Source organism: Paenibacillus sp. FSL R7-0340, assembly GCF_038002205.1.
Classification (GTDB): Bacteria; Bacillota; Bacilli; order Paenibacillales; family Paenibacillaceae; genus Paenibacillus; species Paenibacillus polymyxa_B.
On the sequence record NZ_JBBOBY010000001.1, the window covers coordinates 1,061,313 to 1,086,241 of the forward strand.

General features: G+C 47.6%; 24 protein-coding genes. 20 read left to right on the plus strand and 4 right to left on the minus strand.

Annotated elements, in window-relative coordinates; genetic code table 11:
* The first annotated feature begins 205 nt into the window (after window positions 1-205).
* The 13 genes from deoC to MKX59_RS04665 all read left to right on the plus strand — a co-directional run bounded on the left by deoC (window position 206) and on the right by MKX59_RS04665 (window position 12,767).
* Entirely contained in the window at window positions 206-868 is a 663-nt protein-coding gene (deoC, locus tag MKX59_RS04605; protein ID WP_075154774.1) for a deoxyribose-phosphate aldolase, read from the plus strand.
* A 30-nt stretch (window positions 869-898) separates the two neighbouring features.
* Window positions 899-1,294 carry a cytidine deaminase gene (locus MKX59_RS04610; protein ID WP_023990384.1) on the plus strand — a complete coding sequence of 132 codons (396 nt, stop codon included), beginning with the start codon at window positions 899-901 and terminating at the stop codon, window positions 1,292-1,294.
* A gap of 75 nt (window positions 1,295-1,369) precedes the next feature.
* The gene (locus MKX59_RS04615) at window positions 1,370-2,548 is read left to right on the plus strand and encodes a NupC/NupG family nucleoside CNT transporter (RefSeq protein ID WP_023990383.1); all 1,179 of its coding nucleotides are present in this window, start codon (window positions 1,370-1,372) and stop codon (window positions 2,546-2,548) included.
* 29 nt (window positions 2,549-2,577) lie between these two features.
* Window positions 2,578-3,762 carry a phosphopentomutase gene (gene deoB / locus MKX59_RS04620; protein WP_023990382.1) on the plus strand — a complete coding sequence of 395 codons (1,185 nt, stop codon included), beginning with the start codon at window positions 2,578-2,580 and terminating at the stop codon, window positions 3,760-3,762.
* A gap of 91 nt (window positions 3,763-3,853) precedes the next feature.
* A complete protein-coding gene (gene deoD / locus MKX59_RS04625) occupies window positions 3,854-4,561 on the plus strand; it encodes a purine-nucleoside phosphorylase (RefSeq protein WP_076264973.1) in 708 nt (235 codons plus the stop codon).
* A gap of 32 nt (window positions 4,562-4,593) precedes the next feature.
* Window positions 4,594-5,895 carry a pyrimidine-nucleoside phosphorylase gene (locus tag MKX59_RS04630; protein WP_025722513.1) on the plus strand — a complete coding sequence of 434 codons (1,302 nt, stop codon included), beginning with the start codon at window positions 4,594-4,596 and terminating at the stop codon, window positions 5,893-5,895.
* Between the two features lie 134 nt (window positions 5,896-6,029).
* Window positions 6,030-7,079, plus strand: coding sequence for a leucine-rich repeat domain-containing protein (locus tag MKX59_RS04635; RefSeq protein WP_340857706.1), 1,050 nt, complete (start codon window positions 6,030-6,032; stop codon window positions 7,077-7,079).
* Between the two features lie 48 nt (window positions 7,080-7,127).
* Window positions 7,128-7,388 carry a hypothetical protein gene (locus tag MKX59_RS04640; protein WP_023990378.1) on the plus strand — a complete coding sequence of 87 codons (261 nt, stop codon included), beginning with the start codon at window positions 7,128-7,130 and terminating at the stop codon, window positions 7,386-7,388.
* Between the two features lie 116 nt (window positions 7,389-7,504).
* Window positions 7,505-8,188, plus strand: a complete 684-nt coding sequence (locus MKX59_RS04645) for a hypothetical protein (RefSeq protein ID WP_025722514.1) — start codon at window positions 7,505-7,507, stop codon at window positions 8,186-8,188.
* A gap of 354 nt (window positions 8,189-8,542) precedes the next feature.
* Window positions 8,543-9,607 carry a sulfate ABC transporter substrate-binding protein gene (locus MKX59_RS04650; RefSeq protein WP_023990376.1) on the plus strand — a complete coding sequence of 355 codons (1,065 nt, stop codon included), beginning with the start codon at window positions 8,543-8,545 and terminating at the stop codon, window positions 9,605-9,607.
* Between the two features lie 78 nt (window positions 9,608-9,685).
* Complete coding sequence (cysT, locus tag MKX59_RS04655; RefSeq protein ID WP_023990375.1) at window positions 9,686-10,519, plus strand: sulfate ABC transporter permease subunit CysT; 834 nt, start codon at window positions 9,686-9,688, stop codon at window positions 10,517-10,519.
* Window positions 10,520-10,598: 79 nt separating this feature from the next.
* Entirely contained in the window at window positions 10,599-11,474 is an 876-nt protein-coding gene (gene cysW / locus MKX59_RS04660; protein ID WP_013312030.1) for a sulfate ABC transporter permease subunit CysW, read from the plus strand.
* Between the two features lie 162 nt (window positions 11,475-11,636).
* The gene (locus tag MKX59_RS04665) at window positions 11,637-12,767 is read left to right on the plus strand and encodes an aminotransferase class V-fold PLP-dependent enzyme (RefSeq protein WP_075154773.1); all 1,131 of its coding nucleotides are present in this window, start codon (window positions 11,637-11,639) and stop codon (window positions 12,765-12,767) included.
* An 85-nt stretch (window positions 12,768-12,852) separates the two neighbouring features.
* Here MKX59_RS04665 and phnE (MKX59_RS04670) read toward each other — a convergent pair whose 3' ends face one another.
* The 4 genes from phnE (MKX59_RS04670) to MKX59_RS04685 form a co-directional block, all read right to left on the minus strand.
* Window positions 12,853-13,650: a phosphonate ABC transporter, permease protein PhnE gene (gene phnE, locus MKX59_RS04670; RefSeq protein ID WP_013312028.1), complete on the minus strand. Its 798-nt coding sequence runs from the start codon at window positions 13,648-13,650 to the stop codon at window positions 12,853-12,855.
* Window positions 13,647-14,501, minus strand: a complete 855-nt coding sequence (gene phnE, locus MKX59_RS04675; RefSeq protein WP_034095097.1) for a phosphonate ABC transporter, permease protein PhnE — start codon at window positions 14,499-14,501, stop codon at window positions 13,647-13,649. The genes phnE (MKX59_RS04670) and phnE (MKX59_RS04675) overlap by 4 nt, the downstream gene beginning before the upstream one ends.
* Complete coding sequence (phnC, locus tag MKX59_RS04680; RefSeq protein WP_023990372.1) at window positions 14,498-15,268, minus strand: phosphonate ABC transporter ATP-binding protein; 771 nt, start codon at window positions 15,266-15,268, stop codon at window positions 14,498-14,500. Before phnC ends, phnE (MKX59_RS04675) begins: the two co-directional genes overlap by 4 nt.
* A gap of 133 nt (window positions 15,269-15,401) precedes the next feature.
* Complete coding sequence (locus tag MKX59_RS04685) at window positions 15,402-16,370, minus strand: phosphate/phosphite/phosphonate ABC transporter substrate-binding protein (protein ID WP_025722520.1); 969 nt, start codon at window positions 16,368-16,370, stop codon at window positions 15,402-15,404.
* Between the two features lie 252 nt (window positions 16,371-16,622).
* Here MKX59_RS04685 and MKX59_RS04690 point away from each other — a divergent pair, with 252 nt between their 5' ends.
* From MKX59_RS04690 to MKX59_RS04720, 7 genes are all read left to right on the plus strand, one after another.
* Window positions 16,623-18,533, plus strand: a complete 1,911-nt coding sequence (locus MKX59_RS04690; RefSeq protein ID WP_076264975.1) for a bifunctional 2',3'-cyclic-nucleotide 2'-phosphodiesterase/3'-nucleotidase — start codon at window positions 16,623-16,625, stop codon at window positions 18,531-18,533.
* 246 nt (window positions 18,534-18,779) lie between these two features.
* Window positions 18,780-20,186, plus strand: a complete 1,407-nt coding sequence (locus MKX59_RS04695) for a DNA-binding protein (RefSeq protein WP_071558220.1) — start codon at window positions 18,780-18,782, stop codon at window positions 20,184-20,186.
* A 197-nt stretch (window positions 20,187-20,383) separates the two neighbouring features.
* The gene (gene thiD / locus MKX59_RS04700; RefSeq protein ID WP_013312022.1) at window positions 20,384-21,193 is read left to right on the plus strand and encodes a bifunctional hydroxymethylpyrimidine kinase/phosphomethylpyrimidine kinase; all 810 of its coding nucleotides are present in this window, start codon (window positions 20,384-20,386) and stop codon (window positions 21,191-21,193) included.
* A gap of 237 nt (window positions 21,194-21,430) precedes the next feature.
* A complete protein-coding gene (locus MKX59_RS04705; protein ID WP_071558221.1) occupies window positions 21,431-23,128 on the plus strand; it encodes a M3 family oligoendopeptidase in 1,698 nt (565 codons plus the stop codon).
* Between the two features lie 76 nt (window positions 23,129-23,204).
* The gene (locus MKX59_RS04710; RefSeq protein ID WP_028541793.1) at window positions 23,205-23,546 is read left to right on the plus strand and encodes a hypothetical protein; all 342 of its coding nucleotides are present in this window, start codon (window positions 23,205-23,207) and stop codon (window positions 23,544-23,546) included.
* A 21-nt stretch (window positions 23,547-23,567) separates the two neighbouring features.
* Complete coding sequence (locus MKX59_RS04715; protein WP_256026502.1) at window positions 23,568-23,702, plus strand: hypothetical protein; 135 nt, start codon at window positions 23,568-23,570, stop codon at window positions 23,700-23,702.
* A 518-nt stretch (window positions 23,703-24,220) separates the two neighbouring features.
* Complete coding sequence (locus tag MKX59_RS04720; RefSeq protein ID WP_071558222.1) at window positions 24,221-24,898, plus strand: hypothetical protein; 678 nt, start codon at window positions 24,221-24,223, stop codon at window positions 24,896-24,898.
* The last annotated feature ends 31 nt before the right edge of the window (window positions 24,899-24,929 follow it).

Below are 24,929 nucleotides of genomic sequence, written 5' to 3' on the forward strand. Positions count from 1 at the left end.
AGTCTTTCTCAATCCAGCAAAATACACGGTTATGGCGTTTCCCTACAGGGTAATATGAATTGTAGGTGACGCCTTGCGCATAAGCTTGAACATAATTTCAAAATGTGTTTTACATATGTTCAAAGGCGTGCTATGATGGTCTCATCACAGAGAAATAAAGGACTTTTGTCTTCACACTATTTATCTAATGAAGGAGCTTTTAGATATGAACATTGCAGCATTAATCGACCATACATTGTTGCGTGCAGATGCGACGAAGGATGAATTTACGAAATTGACTACCGAGGCAAAAAAATATCAGTTTGCTTCTGTATGTGTGAACCCGACGTGGGTAGCTTATGCAGCAGAACAGCTCGCAGGCACAGGCGTAGCCATCTGTACAGTTATCGGTTTCCCGCTGGGAGCAAGCACGTCCGCAACGAAAGCATTTGAAACGAAAGATGCTATTGCTAACGGAGCGACTGAAATCGATATGGTTATTAACATAGGCGCTTTGAAGGCACGTGATGTACAGCTCGTCGAGCAGGACATCCGTGCGGTCGTGGAGGCAGCTGCTGGTACACTGGTAAAAGTGATTATCGAAACATGCCTGCTAACAGACGAAGAGAAGGTACTGGCATGTGAGCTGTCCGTCAAAGCGGGAGCGAATTTTGTGAAAACCTCGACAGGCTTCGCAACAGGTGGAGCTACTGCGGAAGATGTGGCTTTGATGCGCAAAACGGTAGGACCTGAGATTGGTGTTAAGGCTTCAGGCGGTGTACGCAGTCTGGAAGACGTGCAAAAATTAGTAGAAGCTGGCGCAAGTCGGATCGGTGCAAGTTCCGGTGTGAAGATCATCGAGGGCGAGCAGTCTACATCTTCCTACTAAGTTTATTTTAAAGTCATGGAGGGATTCGCGATGAAGGATCAATTGATTCAGAAAGCGCTTGAGGCGCGTAAACAGGCATACGTTCCGTATTCGAATTTTCAGGTGGGTGCTGCGGTTCTCGGAAGCGATGGCACGATTTATCACGGATGTAATGTGGAAAATGCCTCCTACGGCTTATGCAATTGTGCAGAGCGGACAGCGATTTTCAAAATGGTATCCGAAGGCTGCCGTCAAATTGATTCGATTGCGATAGTAGCTGATACGGAAGGGCCTGTGTCTCCATGTGGAGCCTGTCGTCAGGTTATTTCCGAATTTGCTCATCAAGATACCAAAATTTATCTGACAAACCTTCATGGCAACACGGAAGAGTGGACGGTGGATCAATTACTGCCGGGTGCTTTTCGACCTGCGGATCTGGGGAAATAAAAAAAAGAATGCCTCTTTGGAGCGCATTCTTTTTACGGGGAATGTAAGCGCTTAATGTAATGAGGGGGAAATTAAATGAAATATGTAATCGCTCTGGTGGGACTGCTCGTTGTATTTGCACTTACTTACGTTGCCAGCAGTGACAAGCGTAAAATCAGGTATCGTCCGCTGATAGTTATGGTTGTTCTGCAAGCAGCGCTTGCTTTCGTATTGCTGAATACAGGAATTGGCGAATTTCTGGTCAAAGGCTTTGCAAAAGGTTTTAATAGTCTTTTGGCATATGCAACTGAAGGGATTAACTTTGTTTTTGGCGGAATTGCGAATGAAGGAGCAGCACCGTTCTTTATCGGTGTACTGCTGCCAATCGTGTTTATATCTGCGCTGATTGGTATATTGCAATATGTAAAAGTGTTACCTTTTATTATTAAATATATCGGGCTTGTCTTGAGCAAAGTAAACGGAATGGGTAAACTGGAATCCTACAACGCTGTAGCTTCGGCTATCTTGGGTCAATCCGAGGTGTTTATTTCCGTTAAGAAGCAAATTGGTCTGCTGCCAAAACATCGGTTGTATACACTGTGTGCGTCTGCGATGTCTACGGTGTCCATGTCGATTGTGGGAGCTTACATGCAAATGTTAAATCCCAAATATGTGGTCACAGCTTTGGTATTGAACCTGTTCGGCGGCTTTATTATCGCTTCCATTATTAATCCGTACAAGATTGAGAAGGAAGACGATTTACTGGAGGTTCAGGAGGAAGAGAAGCAGTCCTTCTTCGAAATGCTCGGGGAATATATTATGGACGGTTTCAAGGTTGCTATTACGGTAGCTGCAATGCTGATCGGTTTTGTGGCGCTGATTGCCATGGTTAACGGGATTTTCTCTTGGTTGTTTGGAATCAGCTTTCAGGCGCTGCTTGGATATGTGTTTGCGCCTTTCGCTTTTGTCATGGGTATTCCGTGGAACGAAGCCGTTCAGGCGGGCAGCATTATGGCTACCAAACTCGTGTCCAACGAATTCGTGGCCATGCTTGATCTGACCAAGCAAACAGGCTTGTCGGAGCGCACGGTCGGGATCGTATCGGTATTCCTCGTATCCTTTGCTAACTTCTCATCCATCGGTATCATTTCCGGGGCTGTGAAGGGTTTGCATGAAAAACAAGGAAATGTGGTGGCCCGCTTTGGTCTGAAGCTGTTGTACGGGGCAACGCTGGTTAGCGTGCTGTCGGCAACGATTGCAGGGTTGTTTTTGTAAAAAAAACAGCGAGTTAGGAAAGGATTTTTATGATGTCTAAATTCAAACGAATTCACTTGGTGGTTATGGACTCGGTTGGTATCGGCGAAGCGCCGGATGCTGCCCAGTTTGATGATTACGATGTAGATACACTCGGTCATATTGCCCGCGAACGCGGTGGTCTAAAGATGCCGAATATGGGTAAGCTCGGTCTATCCAATATTCGTTCCATAGAAGGTGTGGAAGCGGCCGACAAGCCGCTTGCGTATTACACTAAGATGCAGGAAGCGTCCAATGGCAAGGATACGATGACGGGTCATTGGGAAATCATGGGCTTGAATATTGCTGTTCCTTTCCGTGTATTTCCTGATGGGTTCCCGGATGAGCTGATTCAGCGCATTGAGGAGCACACAGGCCGCAAAGTTATTGGCAATAAGCCGGCCAGCGGAACGGAAATCATGGATGAGCTGGGCGAAGAACACGTGAAAACTGGAGCGCTCATCATCTATACCTCGGCGGACTCTGTGCTGCAAATTGCGGCGCATGAGGAAGTTGTACCTTTGAAAGAGCTCTATGAGATTTGCGAGTTCTGCCGTAAAATCACGCTGGAAGATCCGTACATGCTGGGTCGCATTATTGCACGTCCGTTCGTAGGCGAGGCAGGGAACTTCTCTCGTACCTCCAACCGACATGATTATGCGCTCAAACCGTTTGGTCGCACCACCATGAACGAGCTGAAGGATGCAGGTCTGGATGTGATCGCCTTGGGTAAAATCTCCGACATTTATGACGGTGAGGGTGTGACGAAGGCGGTGCGTACGGTGTCCAATATGGACGGCATGGATAAGCTGGTGGCTACGCTCGATGAGGATTTCACCGGATTAAGTTTTCTGAATTTGGTGGACTTTGACGCTGTATACGGTCACCGTCGTGATCCGCAGGGGTATGGTCAAGCCTTGGACGATTACGATGCGCGTCTGCCAGAGGTTTTTGCCAAAATGACCGATGACGATCTGCTAATCATCACTGCGGACCATGGGAATGACCCGACGTATCGGGGAACGGATCACACCCGCGAATATGTACCTTTGCTGGCATATTCCCCGCGTTTTACAGCTGGGGGCAAGGAGCTTGCAGTTCGTAAAACCTTTGCTGATATTGGAGCGACCGTGGCGGATAACTTTGGTGTGAAACTGCCTGAACACGGAACGAGCTTTTTGGCAGACCTTCAGTAATCAAGGACCAGCAAGAGTACAAGCAAGATTACTAGTAACGATATAAATAACGATACAAGCATGGACAAATGGGACGGAGGAATAAAAAAACATGAGTGTACACATTGGAGCCAAACCCGGAGAAATTGCAGAAACGATTTTGCTGCCAGGAGACCCGTTACGGGCTAAGTTTATTGCTGAAACGTATCTGGAGGACGTGACCTGCTACAACGAGGTACGCGGAATGCTCGGATTCACGGGTACGTACCAAGGCAAACGCCTATCTGTACAGGGAACTGGGATGGGGCTGCCTTCCATCAGTATTTATGTCAACGAACTGATTAGCGAATATGGTGTGAAAAACCTGTTCCGCGTGGGTACATGCGGCGGAATGAAGGAGCATGTGCACGTTCGTGACGTCATTTTGGCACAGGCATCCTGTACGGATTCCGGCATGAACCGCCATATCTTTGGCGGCTACGATTACTCGCCGATTGCCAGCTTCAATCTATTGAAGGGCGCTTATGATCGCGGTGTTGCCAAAGGCTTGAACATGCATGTCGGCAATGTATTCAGCTCAGACAGCTTCTACCGTGATGACAAAACAGTGGTACAAAAGCTGATGGAATACGGCGTGCTGGGTGTAGAAATGGAAACTTCGGCTTTATACACGTTGGCAGCCAAGTTTGGCGTAAACGCACTGACGATTCTGACGGTAAGCGATCATTTGCTGACGGGGGAAGAAACGACCGCAGAAGAACGGCAAACAACCTTTAAAGAAATGATGGAAGTTGCACTGGATACAGCAGTATCTCTGTAAACGATCATACGCACAGTGAGGAGAAATGACATATGAGAATGGTAGACTTGATTGAGAAAAAACGTGACGGAAAAGAACTGAGTACAGAGGAAATTAATTTTATTATCCAAGGCTACACTCAGGGTGAAATTCCTGATTATCAAGTCAGTGCATTGGCGATGTCCATTTTCTTCAAAGATATGACTGAACGCGAACGCGCTGATCTGACAATGGCGATGGTTCATTCGGGTGATACCATTGATCTGTCCGCGATTGAAGGTGTAAAGGTCGATAAGCATTCCACTGGCGGTGTGGGTGATACGACAACGCTGGTACTGGCTCCGCTCGTAGCGGCCTTGGACATTCCGGTAGCCAAAATGTCAGGCCGCGGCCTCGGACATACCGGAGGAACGATCGACAAGCTGGAAGCTATTGCAGGCTTCCACGTCGAAATCAGCAAGGACGAATTTGTGGATTTGGTGAATCGCAGCAAAATTGCGGTCATCGGGCAAAGCGGCAACCTGACACCTGCGGACAAAAAGCTGTATGCCTTGCGTGACGTTACAGCGACGGTCAACTCGATTCCGCTGATTGCCAGCTCGATTATGAGTAAGAAAATCGCTGCTGGCTCCGATGCCATCGTGCTTGATGTAAAAACAGGTGCAGGCGCATTTATGAAAACCGTAGATGATGCCAAAGCACTGGCACATGCCATGGTGAGCATCGGTAACAATGTGGGTCGAAAAACGATGGCAGTCATTTCCGATATGAGTCAACCGCTGGGTCTGGCCATCGGTAACTCGCTGGAAGTGAAAGAAGCGATTGATACGCTGCGTGGCGAAGGACCAAAAGATCTGGAAGAGCTGTGTATGGCTTTGGGCAGTCAGATGGTGTTTTTGGCAGGGAAAGCAGAATCCCTCGAAAACGCCGAAGAGAAGCTCAAAGAAGTCATTCGCAATGGCAAAGCACTGGAGAAATTCAAAGAGTTTATTGCAAATCAGGGCGGTGACGCTTCTGTAGTGGATCATCCTGAACGCTTGCCGCAAGCGCAATATCTTATTGAGGTGCCTGCGAAGCAGGACGGTGTGGTAGCTGAAATCGTGGCTGACGAAATCGGTACCGCAGCGATGTTGCTTGGAGCAGGACGTGCGACCAAAGAATCCGAGATTGATCTGGCTGTCGGCTTGATGCTGAACAAAAAGGTCGGGGATGCTGTTCAAAAAGGCGATTCACTGGTTACTATCCATGCGAACCGTGAAGATGTAGCCCAAGTGCTGGAGAAAATCTACGCCAACATCCGTATTGCGGATCACGCGGAAGCGCCAGTACTAATCTACGGAACAGTGACAGAGTAAGCGATAAGCCATATTTATAAAGTCGTGTTGAGTGTCTTTGATCAAGTTTGAAAAATATGACAGCCGGACTCATAATAGATATGAGTTCGGCTTTTTTTATTGTAAGGCCGAGGGTTGCACAGAGGGGGAGAGACATGTTCAGATTATACAGCGATGTCCGGGGAGCAGCCTATGAAAGACTGATTGATTATGCTATGGAACGGGCAGACACGTTTATGCTGGGCATACATAAATGGGTGACAGAGGATGAGAATGGAGTGATCGACCAGGATGTCCTGTTCAAGGAATTGTTACAGCAATTGAATCCTTTTATGCTGTCCACACACTCCTATGAGGAAATTAGGGGCATCCATTCCATTGCCTACACACAAGGAACATTTTACCGATACCAGTGTGCGCCCGAGGCAGGGGGATTATTAAAGCAGGCGGCGTCTAGTTTGTTTTCCTGGGTACATCCCCAATTACCTGAGGATTTGTGCTTCCAGAATGCGGAGGGAAGGGATTGGATCATTAACATAGCTCACGAACGAATAGGTGGACTAAACATGGCTACAGAAGAAGCGGATGAATTGGAGAAGCTTATCCCCGGTGTGTTTATTCACAAACCTGAATATCATCAGAATATAGATATTTTTCTGGACGATGCTATTCGGCATCAACCGGATCGAGTAGAGCTTATGCGGTTTGGCTTGAGGGAGATACCGGAACGGATTAGAGAATTGTATTCCCTGAAGCATCTGACTATTTTCGAGCAGGATATACGAACACTACCGCACGCTTTGTTCGAATTGGAATCGTTGGAGTCACTGACGATACAAGTAGCGGATTTGGAAGAGCTACCCGCTGACATTGCCAAGCTAACCCATCTCAAAAACCTGAGGATCAGCTGTGGATGCTATGATCGTCCGGCCCCAGATTTCAAAGTGATTCCCAAGGCGGAGCTGGCATTTCGGCATTTGCCTCCTGAAATCGGAGAGCTGCAACAACTGGAGTATCTGGATGTCCAGTATAGCGGAATCCGTACGTTGCCTCCTGAATTACAAAACCTGAAAAATCTGCGTTCCTTGGACATTGTGAATGGATTCATCGAATCGGCACCCGATTTTATATACAAAATGACCTGGCTGGATCGCTTCCTTATAGAAGATAAGCCGTTCCATCTGTGCAATCACGGTGACGACTGAAGGAAAGATAAGAAGAGGAGGAAATCAAATGGTGGAGAGGGGCGCAAGTTGTACATCAGTATCAAGAATACAGGTAAGCAACCCATACAATACAAGCTCAATAGTGCGAATGGATTAGACTTGCAAGGGTCAACGAGCGGGTTTTCCAGCCGAACGTTGCAGCCGGGAGAACGCCACGATCTGGTGTTTGTAAAGCCAGAGGGACAGGATGAAGCTGCAAATGACTCCTTAAAAGAGATGATTTTAAAAGTAAGTACGGACGATGGATCGCAAGGAAACGTTAAAACCTTCGCATATATTACACTGTAAGCTCCTTCCAGAAAGGGCACGACATGCGGTCATTAGTCTACTTATGTTACAATAGAACGGTTGAAGACTTAATGAACAGAATAGGTCAGAGCAGAAAGCAGAAAGGATGACCCGTTGTGCCCAAAAACCATGAATTCGGTAATCAAAAGATGTCACGGAGGCTGTCACTCACAGCCATTTTACTTACACTTACCTTTGTAGCACTTACTGGCTGTGGTCAGGATAAGAATGCTGAAACCATTGATACTGGAAGCAGTACAAGCGTGATCGAGAACGGAGCCGGTGGTAATCGTAGCGGTTCAGCCCAAAGTGACAAAGCAGCGAAAGAGAGCGAGAGTGCAGAAAACAGCGGTACTGATGCACAAAAATCAACTCCTTCGGCTCCATCTGCTTCATCGGATACATCTTCTTCTCCGGCAACCTCCAATCCATCGCAAAATCCATTTGAGGTAGCAGGTATTCAAGATCCTAAAGCGTTTTTGAACACGTTCAAAGCGCTGCAGAAGGCAGTTGCCGACAATGACAAGGAAAAAGTGGCCAATTATATTTTGTACCCTCTGCGTGTTAATGATAGTGAAAAGTCGCTAACGATTCCGAATAAGAAAGATTTTATGGCCAAGTATGATCAGATTTTTACGGACGCAATTCGCGAGGCGCTGGTGAATCAAAAGACAGATGATTTGTTTGTTAATTATCAGGGAGTCATGGTGGGATCGGGTGAACTGTGGTTGAGAAGAGCTACGGACAATCCGAAGCTTTTTGGAGTCTTTTCGATTAATCTTGAAACGGTTGCCAACTAAGTCGTACTTCGTGTGTAAATGACCTCTAAACGGTCGGAAACATATATAATGTTTCTGACTGCCCCCCCTTAAAGAAAGAAAAGTCCAGATGATACATACCAAAAAAAGGTTTGACATCACTCCTAAACTCTCGTATTATATCCATATAACTCATTAAACAGGTAGGAATTAAAGAATTAATGTATGATCTCGCCATTTTGGCGGAGAACCTCTAGGAACAGCAGGCAGACACTGTCCACGTGACAGGTTTGACCTATCAGGGCTGCATCAGGGAATTCTCCGCTCTTTTTTTGATTATGTCTGTCAATAACAGGCGTAAATGAATACAAATTACATAGAATTCGGGGTGTCTTGATGAAAAGGCAATGGAAAAGTGGACTTATTCTCGGACTATCTTTGGTTTTAACGATTATGCTAAGCGCTTGCGGGGCAAGCAAGGGAGGGACGCAGGCGGATGGTAGCTCTGCTGCCGGTTCCAAGGACGTGGAGTTACTCAATGTTTCTTATGATCCGACCCGTGAGCTGTATGAGGCATATAATAAAGCATTTGCCGCCCATTGGGAGAAGGAGAAAGGGCAGAAGGTTACGATCAAGCAATCTCACGGAGGATCTGGCAAGCAAAGTCGTTCTGTGCAGGACGGACTGGACGCGGACGTGGTAACTCTGGCCCTGGGTTATGATATTGATGCGCTACAGGAAAAAGGACTCGTTAAAGAGGGGTGGCAAAGTAAATATGAGCATAACAGCGCCCCGTACACTTCAACCATCGTGTTACTGGTACGCAAAGGGAACCCGAAAGGGATTAAGGACTGGGACGATTTAATCCGTGGCGATGTGCAAGTTATTACACCGAATCCTAAAACTTCGGGTGGAGCACGTTGGAACTATCTTGCAGCCTGGGCCTATGCGCTCAAGAAGAACAATAACGATGAAGCCAAGGCCCAGCAGTTTGTACAGGAGCTGTATAAGCATGTGCCGGTACTGGATAGCGGAGCACGTGGAGCGACAACGACTTTCGTAGAGCGTGGAATTGGCGATGTACTGATCGCTTGGGAAAATGAAGCACTGCTCTCGGTGAAGGAGCTGGGTGCGGACAAATTCGATATCGTGTATCCGTCGATCAGTATTTTGGCGGAACCACCGGTAGCGGTAGTTGATAAGGTGGTAGATAAAAAAGGTACACGCGAGGTGGCGGACGCATACCTGAAATATTTGTACAGTGAAGAAGGGCAGACCATTGCTGCCGAAAATTATTATCGCCCAACACTGGAGAGCGTGACGGCAAAGTTCAAGGATCAATTTCCTAAATTGGAGCTCGTGACCTTGAAGGATGTATTCGGGACATGGAAGGAGACGCAGCAGAAGCATTTCAGCGACAAGGGCATTTTTGACCAGATTTATGTACCCGGCAGTTCATAAAATAGGTGGACTGTGTAGGGATTGGGTCGGTAGCCGCGAGTGTCATAGTCAATGGATTCAGAGAGGGATGGACAGAACATGAATCAAGTGCAAGCCACTCGAAAACGCGTACTTCCCGGGTTCGGGTTAACAATGGGTTATAGTGTGCTGTATCTCAGTCTGGTGGTGCTGGTGCCTTTATCGGCACTGCTTCTGAATTCAACTGGACTGACGTGGGAGAAATTTTGGGACGTGGCGACTGATGTTAGGGTGCTGGCTTCCTACAAGGTAAGCTTTTTGTGTGCTGCGGCTGCGGCGCTGATCGACCTGTTTCTCGGTTTATTGATAGCTTGGGTGCTGGTGCGTTATGAGTTTCCGGGAAAACGAATTTTTGATGCGGTGATTGATCTGCCCTTTGCTTTGCCTACTGCGGTAGCAGGGGTTGCTTTGACTGCTCTGTATGCGCAGAACGGCTGGATCGGTTCATTGTTTGAACCGCTTGGATGGAGGATGGCGTACTCACAGACGGGGATTACGCTAGCATTGATGTTTATTGGCATTCCGTTCGTTGTACGGACAGTGCAGCCGGTGCTGGAGGAGCTGGACAAGGATGAGGAGGAGGTCGCTGCTACGCTGGGAGCTGGCAGATGGCGTATCTTCTGCAGCGTTATTGTGCCGGAGCTGGTGCCACCGCTGCTGACGGGTTTTGCGCTCGCCTTTGCCCGTGGCATTGGCGAGTATGGTTCTGTCGTCTTCATCTCTGGCAATATGCCGATGAAGACGGAAATTGCTCCACTGCTCATAATGTCCAAGCTGGAGCAAAATGATTATGCAGGAGCTACGGCAGTAGCGTTGATGCTGTTGGTAATTTCATTCGTGCTGTTACTCGTGATTAACAGCATTCAGCGCTGGTCACGACGGCGTACTGCCTAAACGCAACTGTCTAATGTGACTATCTAATGTTAACATGCAGGGCTGCGCATGATACCCACGTTCTAAGGAGGGATAGATTATGTCACAAGCGATAACTGGGCAGGAGCTTGCTTCTGCACCAGTGCCTTCATCTGCACCGCCCAACAGGGTCACGACCGAGGCCGCTTGGGTGAAGTGGACGCTGATTGGTGCTGCTTTTTTAGCTTTGCTCTGGGTGCTGGTATTGCCGCTAATCGTCGTGCTTACCGAAGCACTCAAGCAAGGATGGGGCGTATACGTCGAAGCGTTACGGGACCCGGATGCCATGTCCGCATTGCGGTTGACGCTGCTGGTGGCAGCGATAACGGTACCGCTGAATACGGTATTTGGTGTAGCTGCCGCTTGGCTGATCACGAAATTTCAATTTCGCGGCAAAGGCTTGCTGGTCACCTTAATTGATTTACCCTTTGCCATCTCTCCTGTCGTCGGAGGGCTGATGTATGTATTAGTGTTCGGCGCACAGGGCTGGCTTGGACCGTGGTTGGACGAGCATGATATTAAAATTATATTTGCTTTGCCTGGTATTATTTTAGCGACGCTGTTCATCACCTTTCCATTTGTGGCGCGAGAACTCATTCCAATGATGGAAGATCAGGGACAGCAGGAGGAAGAAGCGGCGGTCATGCTGGGCGCGCGCGGCTGGCGCATTTTCTGGAAAGTGACGCTGCCGAACATCAAGTGGGGTTTGTTGTATGGCATCATTTTGTGTAATGCGCGAGCCATGGGTGAGTTCGGTGCAGTGTCCGTCGTTTCTGGACATATCCGTGGAGAGACGAATACACTGCCGCTGCATGTAGAAATTTTGTATAACGAATATCAGTTCTCGGCATCTTTTGCGGTGGCCTCGTTGTTGTTGTTACTTGCTCTGGCAACCTTGGTACTTAAAAGCTGGTTTGGACGCAAACGCGTGCATTAATTTATGATTTTGTATATGATCCCTCAGGGCCTCTCTTTGCGTCTATCGTCTGTTAACGGCGAGAAGATGGGAAGAGAGGCCCTTGTTCTAAGGTGGCTTATATGGATAATAAAATGATCATATCAAGGCACGTTGGTGTGCCCAGGAGGAGCGAAGGGAAAAATGAAACATCCGTTTCAGTCCTACCGTCAGCTGTTTCCAGTGCTGTCCTCACATATCCATGTAGGGAGCTGTTCACAGGGGGCTGTATCGAGGCCGGTTTCCGCTGCCATTGAGGAATATCATCGAAGTTTGCTGCAACATGGTCATAACGGCGATCTGTCTATGGCACGTTTGGAGGAGGCCAGAGGGCATTTTGCCAAGCTCATCGGGGCGGAGCCTGACGAAATTGCGGTCCTGTCCTCAGCCTCTGAGGCGATTGCTGGGGTGGCTACAGCCCTTCCTTATGTACCAGGTAAAGAAAGCATTGTGTATGCGGACACCGACTTTCCGACGGTGGGACACATCTGGCAGGCACAGGAGATGTTCCATGATCACATCTGCTGTATCCCCTCCATCGAGGGAGAAGTGACGATAGAGCAGTATGAGGAGCATGTTACGGAGAAAACTGCGCTCGTTATGGTGTCACAAGTGAACTATACCAACGGATTTCAGCAGGATTTAAAATCCATTGCAGATATAGCTCACCGAAATCAGGCGTTGCTGTTTGTGGATGCTTACCAGTCTGCAGGGATCGTTCCAGTGGATGTTAAGGCGATGGGCGTAGATATTTTGGTCGCGGGAGCACGCAAATATATGCTGGGAATTCCGGGCGTGGCTTTTCTTTATGTAAGCAAGGACCGAATAGACCGCTTCAAGCCACGTCTTACAGGCTGGCTTGGGCAGGAGCCTGCTTCCCGGTTTGATATTGCTCACCCGGTTCCGGCGGCGGGAGCCCGACGCTTTGAGACGGGATTGCCTTCTTTCATTAGCATTTTTGCCGCCAATGCGGCTTTAAAGCTGCTGCTAGAGATCGGAGTCACGAATATTCAGGCCTATATGAGTGAGTTGTTGGATTTTTCCGTTGAATATGGACGGCGCAAAGGGCTACACATACGTGTACCTTACAGGGGAGGCACATTACCAAGCCTGCTCGCTGTTGAAGTAGCCGACGTGTCGGCTATGGAGAGGAATTTGAGAAGCCAAAATATGATCGTTTCAGCACGAAAGGATGTTATCCGTGTGGCTCCTCATTTTTACAATACGGCTGAGGAAGTCCGACGGGTCATAGATGAATTGGCAGGGAGATGTTGAACGACAAAAGCCTCTTCCGAGTGAATGGGAGCATGACATGTCCCTTTTTACACAGGAGAGGCTTTTTGGGCTTTTAGAGTTCTAATTATACGATCCGTTTGCGCAGCCAGCCGGAAATCAGATCCGTCAAAATGATCAGAACCACAATGCCGAGCAAAATAACGCCTACACGGTTCCAGTTGCGCATTTGGAGTGCAAATAATAGCGGAGTACCGATACCACCTGCACCGACCAGACCGAGCGTGGTAGCAGAACGGATATTAATTTCAAAACGGTAAAGCGAATACGAAAGAAACTGTGGAATCACCTGTGGTAGCACGGCGAAGAAGATCACCTGCCAACGATTGGCACCGCACGCGATCAAAGCTTCCTGGGGCCCGTGATCGACGCTTTCGATCGTTTCCGAGAAAAGCTTCGCCAGCATGCCGATGGAGTGAATGCCAAGGGCGAGAACACCCGCAAACGAGCCGGGCCCTACGGCTTTGATAAACAAGATGGCGACGATCATTTCGGGAAATACCCGGATGACACTAAGCACAAATTTCCCGCTACCCGATAAGGGACGCAGACGGGTCATATTGCTGGACGCCCAAAAGGCGAACGGAAGGCAGACAAATGCGGATACGAAGGTTCCGAGCACTGAAATGACCAGCGTATCCAGCAACCCGCGCAGCAAATCCTCTCCCTCAGGGATGTAGACGAACGACCAGTCGGGATGAAGGAAGCCGTCCAATATAGCGACAGAGACACTTTTAGCCGTCCCCTGTAATCCTTCAAACTGCATCCCGCGAAAAGCCCAAATATAAATGATGATTAGCAGAATAGCTATCGCCCATAGGCGCAGGCGGGAGCCAATAGGTCTGCGAAGCGTAGGATCATTCATAATAATTTCCTCCGTAGCAGGTTACTGCCGTAATCAATCGCAAGGACGATGACGAGGGTCAGTAGAATAATGATGCTTGCCCGATCATATCGGAACAGCCCCAGAGAACGGTCAAGCAACAGACCGATACCGCCAGCCCCGACCAGGCCCAGAACGGAAGCTGCGCGTACATTAACCTCAAAGGTATACAGCAAGTACGACACAAAATAAGGAAGAGCCTGCGGAACCACACCAAAGGCGATGACTTGAATGCGGCTCGCGCCAACAGCGGTCATGGCTTCCAGCGGCCCGGGATCAATGGCTTCAATCGCCTCAAAGGTCAGCTTGGCTATGATGCCAAAGGAGAAGAAGAGCAGGGCGAGCATCCCTGCAAACGGCCCGATGCCGAACACCGCCACAAAGATCGAGGCAAACAGCAAATCGGGAATCGTCCGTACTAGATTCAGGATCGTGCGCATCGGGAGCGAAATCAGCTTGCGCGGCATCACATTATAGGCACACAGCAACGCGACAGGGATCGCTAATATGGCTCCCAGTGTCGTGCCAACAATGGCGATCTGGATCGTTTCCAGCATCGGTTTCCAGATGGTAGGCAAGTAGCTCCAGTCGGGTGGAAACATTTCCCCCAACAATTTGCCCATCTCCGGCAAGCCGACGATCAACTGGTACGGTGTGGCATCCGTATGAATGGAGCAGGCTACCAGCACCACGATAAAAATCATCCAGGTGGCATAACGCTTGTAACGTCCTGGCAAAGGTGGCCCTGCGGGCGTCTTGCCAGGCTGCGGCGGTCCAGCATGCGGTGACGGTTGCGTCGAAGAGAGCGGCTGGGCAGTAGAGTCGGGCTTCATGATCCCACTCCCAGCAGCTCATCATGCTTGATGGCCCGGCCGTAGATCTCCGCAAAGGCCTCATCCGTAGCCTCCTCCGGTGTGCCGTCAAAGACCACTTCCCCTGCGCGCAATCCGATGATCCGCGTTGCATATTCGCGCGCCAGATCAATGAAATGCAGATTGACGATGGTCGTAATCTGCATTTCACGATTGATCCGCTGAAGGTCATCCATGACCTGGCGGGTGGTCAGCGGATCCAGCGATGCGACAGGCTCGTCCGCCAGAATGATTTTAGCCTCCTGCGCCAGAGCACGGGCGATGGATACGCGCTGCTGTTGGCCACCGGACAGCTCATCTGCCCGGCTGTAGGCCTTTTCGCGGATGTTCACGCGCTCCAGCGCTGTTAGTGCCAGTTCGATATCTTCCTTCGGAAAGAGGCCGAGAATGGTTCGCAGCGTTGAATGATAGCCGACGCGGCCGGAAAGTACATTGCGGAGCACCGTCGAACGCTTAACCAGATTGAAGCTTTGAAAGATCATGCCAATATCACGGCGAATGCGCCGCAGCTCGCTGCTTCCAGCAGACGTGACGGACCTGCCACCCACGACAATGTCGCCGGACGTAATGTCATGCAGTCGGTTAATGGAACGCAGCAGGGTAGACTTACCTGCACCGGATAAGCCGACGATGACGACCATTTCTCCCTCCTGAATCGTCAAATTAATATTGTTTAACCCTTTGGTGCCGTTCGGGTATGTTTTCGATACGTTACGAAATTCGATCATATGCTCCCAACTTTCTCCCCCGATGGGGTGGAATGAAAACAACACCGCCATGAATACATGGACGGTGTTGCCCTGTCATTCGTAAAGCCTGTTTCGTAGCTGTTACTTCATTAAAGTACCTTGTTTGCTCCCATTACTTAACCGCTTGACCAACGGCTTCGGCGTATTCACGCACGGAGTCGAAGTTTTTATCGTCGCCCTTTTCATAACCTACATGGGTGTAAATCTCTTTAATGATTTCGCCGCCTGCAGGATCTTTAGCGATGTCAATAAAGGCTTGGCTGATCTTGTCTCTCCACGCTTGATCCATATCAGAACGTACGCTGACGGTGTCATTTGGAATTTTAGCTGTGTAATGAATGACGCGAGTTTTTTCAAATACATCCGGAATTTCCTTCTTCACCGTGTTACGTGCATCCTGGAAAACAGCTACCGCATCAACTTGACCGTTCAGCAACGCCAGAATAGCAGCATCGTGGCCTTTGATTGTCACACCCTGCACATCCGTGTCGGGGTCCACGCCAGCTTTTTTTAGCTCTGCTGCAGGGTACACGTAGCCTGCGGAGGAGGTTACATTTTGCCAGCCAACCTTCTTGCCTTTCAGATCAGCTAGACTTTGAATCGGAGAATCCTTTTTCACCACGATCATTGCTTTATAAAAGTTTACTTTTTCAGTCGTGTCCTTGCCTGTAGCATCTTCAATTCCGTAGCGTTGAGCTTGCAACAGCAAGTCGGCTGCTTTACGGTTATCGTGGGCCAGTACATAAGCATTCGGCGGAAGGAATCCTACATCTACCTGTTTGGAAGACATGGCTTCCACAATCGTATTGTAGTCAGGAGATACCGTTACTTTCACCGGGATCCCAAGCTTGTCACCCAGTAGATTTTCGAGCGGTTTGGCTTTGGCTTCGAGCGTATCTGCATTTTGAGAAGGAACGAACTGTACCTTTAACTCCTTAGGAACATAGGCTGTGCTTTCGTTTTTAGAGCCATCTGTACCCGGAGTGGACGCGCTGTTGTTATTGCTTGCATTGGAGCCACAAGCGGCTAGACCCGCTGCCAGTGTGAAAGTCATGCACAAGGTCAGTGCTTTTTTGAACAAAATAATTTCCCCCTAAACATAGTGATAACGATAATAAAAAACCTGTAAATGCTGTGACAAACCAAATCTTAACAGCTAGTCCCGTAGCTAGGGTAAAAACCACTCCTGACTTTGGTAAAAATGATGTAAAATTTATCGTATGCTTAAAACCATTTTCTGGATTTATGCAAAATGCTTGTTTTAACATTCTCTTAACAGTGCTCTGTTAGACTTGTTCAAGCTCTATGACCGAAGCTGAGGGAGAGAACAAGATTGGATATTTTGGATATTAACGAAAAGGCAGACCAGGACAATGTAAGCCTTGTGAGAGTGAAATTCCGCATTATGGTTACAACCGATTTGCATGTCAGCTTGTGGAATTACGATTATTATACGGATCAGGAGACGCTGCATTACGGTCTGGCGCAAACAGCCAGCTTGATTCAAATAGCCCAGGCGGAGGTACCCAATCACCTGCTGCTGGATAACGGAGATGTGATTCAGGGGAATCCAATGGGAGATTATGCTGTACAGCGAATCCAACAGGACCCAAGCGCGGTGCATCCCGCCTATAAAGCTATGAATCTGCTTGGATATGAGGCAGGCAATATCGGGAATCATGAATTTAATTACGGACTGGAATACTTGCAGACTTGCCTTCGAGGAGCGCAATTTCCTTATGTGAATGCCAACATTTATATAGCGGGAGAACAAGAACGAAATTACTTTACACCTTATCTATTGCTGGATAAGACGGTAGAGGATGAAGCAGGTGGTAAGCATCTGTTGAAGGTGGGAGTCATCGGCTTTGTCCCTCCGCAAATTATGCAATGGGACAAGGCGTGGCTGGAGGGGAAAATCATCGTCAAAGATATGCTGGAAACGGCAAGACGGTTTATTCCACAAATGAAGGCGGCGGGAGCCGATCTCATCATTGCTATGCCCCATGCAGGCTTTGAGGATATTCCCGAAACGCTTGATATGGAAAATGCAGTGCTGCATCTGAGCACGGTGGAAGGGATCGATGCCATTGTGTTTGGTCATGCACATAAAGTATTTCCCGGACCATCGTTTATGGGGAAAACAGGTGTTGATGTAGAGCGAGGTACCATCCACGATATCCCAGCAGTGGAGTCGGGCTTTTGGGGGGATCATCTGGGTATCATTGATCTGGAGCTGACCTTTAGTGGAGAGAAGTGGCAAGTGGCTGCATCTGCTGCCGAGGTACGCCCGGTGTATGATCCGATACGCAAGGAGGCGCTGGTACAACCGAATACTGCCATTCAGCTGGCGGTAGCAGAAGAGCACGCCGGAACACTGGAGTATATTCGTGCACCTGTAGGTCAGACGACGGTGGCGGTGAACAGCTTTTTTGCTCAGGTGATGGATGATGCTTCGGTTCAGCTGGTGAATGATGCGCAAATGTGGTATGTGAAGCAGCAGATGCAAGGGAGCGAGCACGAAGGATTGCCCGTTCTGTCGGCAGCAGCTCCTTTTAAAACAGGTGGCAGATATGGCCCATCGTACTATACCCATATTCCTGCGGGGACGTTGGCGATCAAGCATATCGCCGATCTGTACAATTTTCCGAATACGTTGCATGTCGTTCGGCTGAGCGGAACGGAAATCCGGGAATGGCTGGAGTGGTCTGCTGGACAATTCCGGCAAATTGATCCTTCAGCAGAACAAGAGCAAGAGCTGATTAATTCTGATTTTCCAAGCTTTAATTTCGATATCATCGACGGCATCAGGTATCAGATTGATGTAACACAGCCAGCCAGATATGATGCTGACGGGGGCCTAAAGGACCCAGATGCACACAGAATCATTCAGATGTCTTTTGATGACGAACCGATGGATATGCAGCGAAATTATCTGGTTGTTACGAATAACTATCGCGCGTTTTCCTCTGCGCTGGTCAATCCGGGTGGAGAGCGAATCATACTTGCTTCACCGGATGAGAACCGTCATGTGCTGACTGAATACGTGCGGCATATGAAGACGTTGACGCCAAAAGCTGATGGCCATTGGTCCCTCGCCCCATGGTCAGGGCGTCCGCATGTGACCTTCCTGACCTCACCGCAAGCAACGGATGCCGCTAATGCCTATTCGGAGTTGCTTTATGAAGGGTTAACGGTAGAGGGATACGCTAAGTTTGCCCTCGATTTCGGACGTTCACGGTAAAACTGCTAACTTGTTTTTGTCCTATAAGTCCACAGCATCAAAATAATAGAAAAAGACTGTCCCACAGAGGACGGTCTTTTTTCATAAAACAGTTTTAAAATCGTACAAAATTCGTGATTTTATATGTCCTGAGTCGTATTTAAAGTTATTGACCTCTCGTATAAATAGACATATACTTTGATTAAACAAATTTTGGTTTAAAAGGTAATGAAAAAGTCACCATCATTCGTTTGAGGGGGTGTCCCTTTGGAAAAAAACACCACGATCCGCGCAGAAATAGAAAAGTATATTCAAAGTGAAGGCATTTCAATGCAATGTTTTGCAGATGCTTCCAAGGTAAATCCGGGTACACTTAGCGGTATACTTAACCGGAACCCACCACGGCCGATCTCAGTCAATCAGCTGGATTTGATTACCGAGGCCATGGGATTGGAAGAAGGATCTTTGTTCGAGATGTATGTTGATGAATGTTTTATTCATTCCTTACCACACTGGAGAAGGTTGCGTCCGTTTCTCCTGCGTTGCTCAGAGTTGAACAAGCTGGAGTGTATACGCAGTGTACTTGGCTATTTGATGGACGATTTATCGAACGTTCCTGCTATTTTTGAGACCGCAGAAGCGATGTTTGAGGATGGCAGACATGAAGCTTCCATGCTTCTGTATGATTGTGTCATCGAGAGTGAAAAGTATACCCACTCTGAACGATTGGCGATCAGCTATTTCCGTATATTCCAGATTCAGATTAAGGATAACCAACGGAACTTGAAGGCTGCTGTACAATTCCATTTGTACCGTAGTCGTCTACCGGAAATTTACGCACTGGAAGGCTTACATATGCTATCTCAAGTGTTTGCTTTAAAAATGCAATGGTCCGAGATGGAAATGTATGCGGACGAGCTGAGAGAGCTGGCGCAGGCATTGTATCGCAATCGGAACCGTTTTGGAGATGAGCACCTGGAGCTGCTTAAGCCGCTCGTTTATTACTATGCTCAGGGGCATCTGCTCAAGGCCAGTTGCTATGAGTTTCAGGGTAGATATGAGGAATCCAAGCAATGGATTGAAGGTTATGCAGATTTGAGCTGGTTTGAGGGTTTAGACGAGGAAGGCTGGAAAGTGGTCAACCTACATCGTGTATATGCACAGGGCAACCGACTTTGTATTGAAATTAAAATGGGCAACACTTCTGCAATCTATGATTATATTACTTACCTGCGTGAGCATCCGGATGAGACACTGGAGGGCTTGAACACCTTGCTCGAATCAGCGAACCGGTTTGGTTATTTCGTGGATGCCGAACTGGGACTATTTAGTCAGCAACTCAAAAGCTTTTGGCAGCTTGCACCGGAACGATGGGACACTCATTATCGCAAGCACTTTAACGCATTTCGCTTTGCATCCTTTTGTAAGGTGTATGCGGAATACTATTTCCGAAAAGGCGATTACCCCGAGGGAGTGGGACAAACACTGCATTGCTTGCAACTGTCTGTCGATAATAGCTATACCGAACATATCATTGGTTGTATGGCTTTATTTGAGCAGCACCGGAATTTTGCTACACCGGAACAGCAGCAGTTGTATCAGAGTCTGTGCTTGGGCGTACGTGCAAATGAAAAGAATCATGCCTATGATCACAGTACTGGTGGGTATTTCTAATTCTAAATTCCATTCGAATTCTTCATATAACACGTTATTGCGAGGATGTTCCTGTTTCAAAAGGGGATGTTCTCGTTTTTTAGCTACTGTCGTCGCCTGTGACTTTTAGCATAGAGAGGACCGTTTTGCGCGTTGACAAGTTTCGCGAGCGGGATTAGGATAAATGCAGCACAGAAAGTGAAGGAGAGCATGTACAAATGACGATTCCCAAAACATTAACGATAGCCGGCTCCGACACAAGCGGTGGAGCGGGTATTCAGGCAGACCTGAAAACCTTTCAGGAGCTTGGCGTATATGGCATGACCGTATTGACAACCGTAGTAGCGATGGGTCCTAAAACCTGGGATCATCTTGTATATCCTGTTGCGTTGGATGTGGTAGAAGCGCAGCTGCGTACTGTATTGGAAGGTATCGGTTTTGATGCGATGAAAACAGGTATGCTTGGTTCCGTTGAAATTATCGAGCTGGTAGCCAGCCATTTGAAAAAGCATGATCTGAAGCGGATCGTAATTGACCCGGTCATGGTCTGCAAAGGCACGGATGAAGTGCTCCAGCCGGAAAATACAGAGGCGATGCTGGAATTGTTGATTCCTGGCGCTGACCTGGTAACACCGAACTTGTTCGAGGCTTCGCAACTGGCGAAGAATGGACCGATCACGACACTGGAGCAGATGCAGGAAGCGGCTGCGATTATCCATGAGCGTGGAGCTAAGCATGTACTGATCAAGGACCGTGGCAAAATTCGCGCAGGTAAAGCGATGGATCTGCTATATGACGGAATCACTTTTGACTGGTTTGAAGCCGATGTTGTAAAAACAAACTTTACCCACGGTGCAGGCTGCACCACTTCGGCAGCGGTAACGGCTGGTTTGGCTCAAGGGCTGACTGTACGTGAAGCAGTGGATCAGGCCAAGAGATTCATTACACAGGCCATTGAAGGTAGCTTCAAGCTGAATGAATTCGTCGGTCCAACCCTGCATGCGGCACATCGTTTGCAAAATCAATAAAGCATAAAGGTCTGCGATCTTAGAAAGACTTATAAATCTCCATCAGGCTGAATATATATTAGATTGTTTTAGACCATGACTTTTTTGATATATAGAGTTAGATGAGGCTCAAGAGCCGCAATACATGGTATTGCGGCTCTTGAGGTTGTATTTTTTTGGAATTATAGCTTCCAGTTTGGTCTAATCGTACTGTATAATAGGCATCAGATTTATTACATTTAAGGAGGAACCGAAGCAATGACCTTATTCAGCCAAATGGCTTACAGCCGACCAGAGCAACCTGAAATTGAACAGCGGTTTAAAACGCTGTTGCAGCAGTTTCGTGAAGCGGCCAGCGTAGAACGTCAAAATGAAGTGATTCATGCGATTAACAAGCTGCGCAGTAACGTGGAAACGCAATTGCAATTGGTGGAAGTTCGGCACTCCATTAATACGGAGGACGCCTTTTACAAAGCGGAGCAAGAGTACGCTGATGATTTCATGCCGGTTATTCAGGAGTATGTAACCGATTACTACCGGGCATTGGTGGATTCTCCATTCCGAACCGAGTTGGAGAGCCAATGGGGCAGCCAGCTTTTCAGTATTGCCGAGGTAGCACTCAAGTCGTTCCACCCAGATATTATTGAGGATTTACAGCAGGAAAATAAGCTGACCTCGGAATATGCTCAATTGATTGCTTCAGCGAAGATCCCGTTCGAGGGAGAAGAACGCACATTGTCGCAGCTCCTGCCTTTTGAAATGGCTACCAACCGGGAGACGCGCAAACAAGCCTCCGAGGCTAAATATCAATTTATGAGTGAGCATGAGGACGAGCTGGACCGGATTTATGATGAACTGGTGAAGGTGCGCACGCGCATGGCACACAAGCTGGGCTATGACAACTTCGTAGAATTGGGCTATGCTCGCTTGGGACGTACAGATTACAATGCCAAAATGGTAGCCAATTTCCGCGAGCAGGTGCTGAAGCACATCGTTCCTCTGGCAACCAAGCTGAAGGAACGCCAGCGCGAACGGATCGGAGTAGATCAGCTTCGCTATTATGACGAGGGCTTCAACTTCCTGTCAGGCAATCCTACGCCTAAAGGTGACCCGGAGTGGATCATTCGCAATGGAGCACGTATGTATGAGGAACTTTCAGCGGAAACACATGAATTTTTCAGCTTTATGATTGAACGTGGATTGATGGATTTGATCAGCAAAAAAGGCAAGCAAAGCGGAGGCTATTGTACATTTTTGAGCGAATATGGCACGCCGTTTATTTTCTCCAATTTCAATGGTACATCCGGGGATATTGACGTATTGACGCATGAAGCAGGTCATGCCTTCCAGGTCTATGAAAGCCGACATTTTGAAATTCCTGAGTACCATTGGCCAACCATGGAGGCGGCTGAGATCCACTCTATGAGCATGGAGTTTTTCGCATGGCCATGGATGAATCTGTTCTTCGAGGAAGATACGGACAAATATCACTTTGAACATCTATCCTCATCGTTGCTGTTCGTGCCTTACGGCGTAGCCGTGGACGAATTCCAGCATGCCGTATACGAACATCCAGACTGGACCCCGGCCGAACGTAAAAGCGCATGGCGCTCCATTGAACGTAAGTATAAACCGCATCTGGATTATGAAGGCAACGAGTATCTGGAGCAGGGCGGGTTTTGGCACAAACAGGGTCATATTTTTCAATCCCCGTTCTACTATATTGACTATACACTCGCGCAACTGTGCGCGTTCCAATTCTGGAAACGCATGAGTATCGACCGGACAGCTGCGTGGGAAGATTATTTGAAGCTATGCCGTGCCGGGGGAAGTCGCTCTTTTACCGGATTGGTTGAGTTGGCTGGACTAATCTCGCCGTTCCAAGATGGCTGTATCGCCTCTGTAATCGGAGAAATCGAAGCATGGCTGAACAGTGTGGATGATAAAAAGCTGTAAGCATAACTAAAAAGGGCATTTCGCTTACCTGTCAAAGCTGAATAGCTTGCAGATAGCGGAATGCCTCTTTGTGTAAATGGTCAATAAGTATGCGAGAACTCTTGAAGAAGCTGGCTATGCGTTTGCTAAGGATGAAAAAGAGCATCGAGCCTTTGTAAATCACGACAAAGTAGCCTTTTGTGCGCTGCTGGACTTCCTGAATCGTGGCATTGAGTATCAGAGCGCCATAAATGCTGTTGTGGAGCAGTGGGCGTATTCCGGGGTTGGTGACCAGGTAAATGGTGTGCTGGAGGAAGTGCGCCAAGCTCAAGAACGTGCAGATCAGCAACTCACGGAAATTGCGGGGCTGTTTCGCGGCTGGAGCTGCACGGCAAGCACAAACGATTTTTTGGGTTATTCTAAATTAACCATGAATTGATGCAGAAGGGAAAGTTTATCCGTGGGGAGTCATTTTGGCGACGAAGAAATGCCGGCAGAGCAGGTAAAAAACCGGTTGCCGAGAAATTGGGGCAACGTGCTGAAGCTTTTGGATGAAGTGAACGGCCATGTTCCACCGAAGGGTAAGCCAGAATAAGGAGTTTTTTCGGAAATGGGCATAGGCGAAAATCAAAGGAATCGGGAGAAAAGCAGAGATCAGCTGGATGGCCAAATCTCTGCTTTTTTGCATTGTTCCACGGAAGGCTAGATATATGCAAAAAATGCTGGATTTTATACATATGCCATCTAGGTAATGTGATAGCACTGTATTAGGTGATGTAATTATATAAATCAGTCCAAGCGAGCTGGAACACTCGAGGTCTCCAATCCCGTGTTAAATCATTTACGCCTTTTCTTTATTAAATATATAGCCAGATATCCTACTGCTACTATTCCTGCGCTTAAAAAGCAAACTAGTAAACCATTTAGTTCTACTTTTCCAGTAAGTATAAATATAGTCAAGATTCCAGTGAAAAATCCAATGAATAAGATTTTTGAAAAGTTTTTCAAAATTGACAACTCCTTCTAAAAAATATGTACCCAAAATAGCTTATATATGGTACTCTATATATTGTTATTACAATTATATCATATTATTAGGAGGAAAGTGGTAAAATGAAGAAATTTGTATCGACTTTGATGGCATCAGTTATGTTAATGCTTGTTATCGGCAGTACAGCAGCATTGGCAGCAACAACGCCAAATGCAGTACAGAGAGAATCAACCTCTGAACTCAGCCAAGAATTGATTAACAAAGCAAATCCCTACATAAAACTACAGTCACAAACATTCACTTTAAGTGAAGAGGCTTCAAAAAATTTAACTGAAGATGAACTTGGACTCGTTAATAAAGCTTTAGATTCAGCAAATAATCAAGCGAAAAATATCTCAGGTGATGTAACAGTTACTACAACGGATAATAACAGTTTAAAAGTAGTACCTACTAATAAATTCTCTACAGCCTCGATTAATACTTCCTCTTATTGGGATTATGAATTACTTTGGTGGGGATACCGTATCTATTTTTCTCATCAATTAATAAATGATATCAAATCAAAAGCCCTTTACGCTGGGGGAATTGGTGCAATATCCGGATCAACTCTTACCGGTATTCTTTCGTCTTTGGGTCTACCAGGCTGGATTGGAGGTATTGTTGTAGGGATATTTTTAGTTAAAGGTGCAAGCATTGTTTATGCGGATAATGGCAGAGGGGTTTATTTTGATGCATTTTGGGCTGGTGACCCTGCTAGCCAAGCAGTAAACTTCGTTACAGCTAAAGTGTATGGTGCTTGATGTTAAGTAAAGCGCGATAAACAAAGAAAGC

Excerpts from the sequence above, each read along its gene's own strand:
- deoC (WP_075154774.1), top strand. The coding sequence starts at position 206 with ATGAACATTGCAGCATTAATCGACCATACATTGTTGCGTGCAGATGCG.
- MKX59_RS04610 (WP_023990384.1), top strand. The coding sequence starts at position 899 with ATGAAGGATCAATTGATTCAGAAAGCGCTTGAGGCGCGTAAACAGGCA.
- MKX59_RS04615 (WP_023990383.1), top strand. The coding sequence starts at position 1,370 with ATGAAATATGTAATCGCTCTGGTGGGACTGCTCGTTGTATTTGCACTT.
- deoB (WP_023990382.1), top strand. The coding sequence starts at position 2,578 with ATGATGTCTAAATTCAAACGAATTCACTTGGTGGTTATGGACTCGGTT.
- deoD (WP_076264973.1), top strand. The coding sequence starts at position 3,854 with ATGAGTGTACACATTGGAGCCAAACCCGGAGAAATTGCAGAAACGATT.
- MKX59_RS04630 (WP_025722513.1), top strand. The coding sequence starts at position 4,594 with ATGAGAATGGTAGACTTGATTGAGAAAAAACGTGACGGAAAAGAACTG.
- MKX59_RS04635 (WP_340857706.1), top strand. The coding sequence starts at position 6,030 with ATGTTCAGATTATACAGCGATGTCCGGGGAGCAGCCTATGAAAGACTG.
- MKX59_RS04650 (WP_023990376.1), top strand. The coding sequence starts at position 8,543 with ATGAAAAGGCAATGGAAAAGTGGACTTATTCTCGGACTATCTTTGGTT.
- cysT (WP_023990375.1), top strand. The coding sequence starts at position 9,686 with ATGAATCAAGTGCAAGCCACTCGAAAACGCGTACTTCCCGGGTTCGGG.
- cysW (WP_013312030.1), top strand. The coding sequence starts at position 10,599 with ATGTCACAAGCGATAACTGGGCAGGAGCTTGCTTCTGCACCAGTGCCT.
- MKX59_RS04665 (WP_075154773.1), top strand. The coding sequence starts at position 11,637 with ATGAAACATCCGTTTCAGTCCTACCGTCAGCTGTTTCCAGTGCTGTCC.
- phnE (WP_013312028.1), bottom strand. The coding sequence starts at position 13,650 with ATGAATGATCCTACGCTTCGCAGACCTATTGGCTCCCGCCTGCGCCTA.
- phnE (WP_034095097.1), bottom strand. The coding sequence starts at position 14,501 with ATGAAGCCCGACTCTACTGCCCAGCCGCTCTCTTCGACGCAACCGTCA.
- phnC (WP_023990372.1), bottom strand. The coding sequence starts at position 15,268 with ATGATCGAATTTCGTAACGTATCGAAAACATACCCGAACGGCACCAAA.
- thiD (WP_013312022.1), top strand. The coding sequence starts at position 20,384 with ATGACGATTCCCAAAACATTAACGATAGCCGGCTCCGACACAAGCGGT.
- MKX59_RS04705 (WP_071558221.1), top strand. The coding sequence starts at position 21,431 with ATGACCTTATTCAGCCAAATGGCTTACAGCCGACCAGAGCAACCTGAA.
- MKX59_RS04710 (WP_028541793.1), top strand. The coding sequence starts at position 23,205 with ATGGTCAATAAGTATGCGAGAACTCTTGAAGAAGCTGGCTATGCGTTT.
- MKX59_RS04720 (WP_071558222.1), top strand. The coding sequence starts at position 24,221 with ATGAAGAAATTTGTATCGACTTTGATGGCATCAGTTATGTTAATGCTT.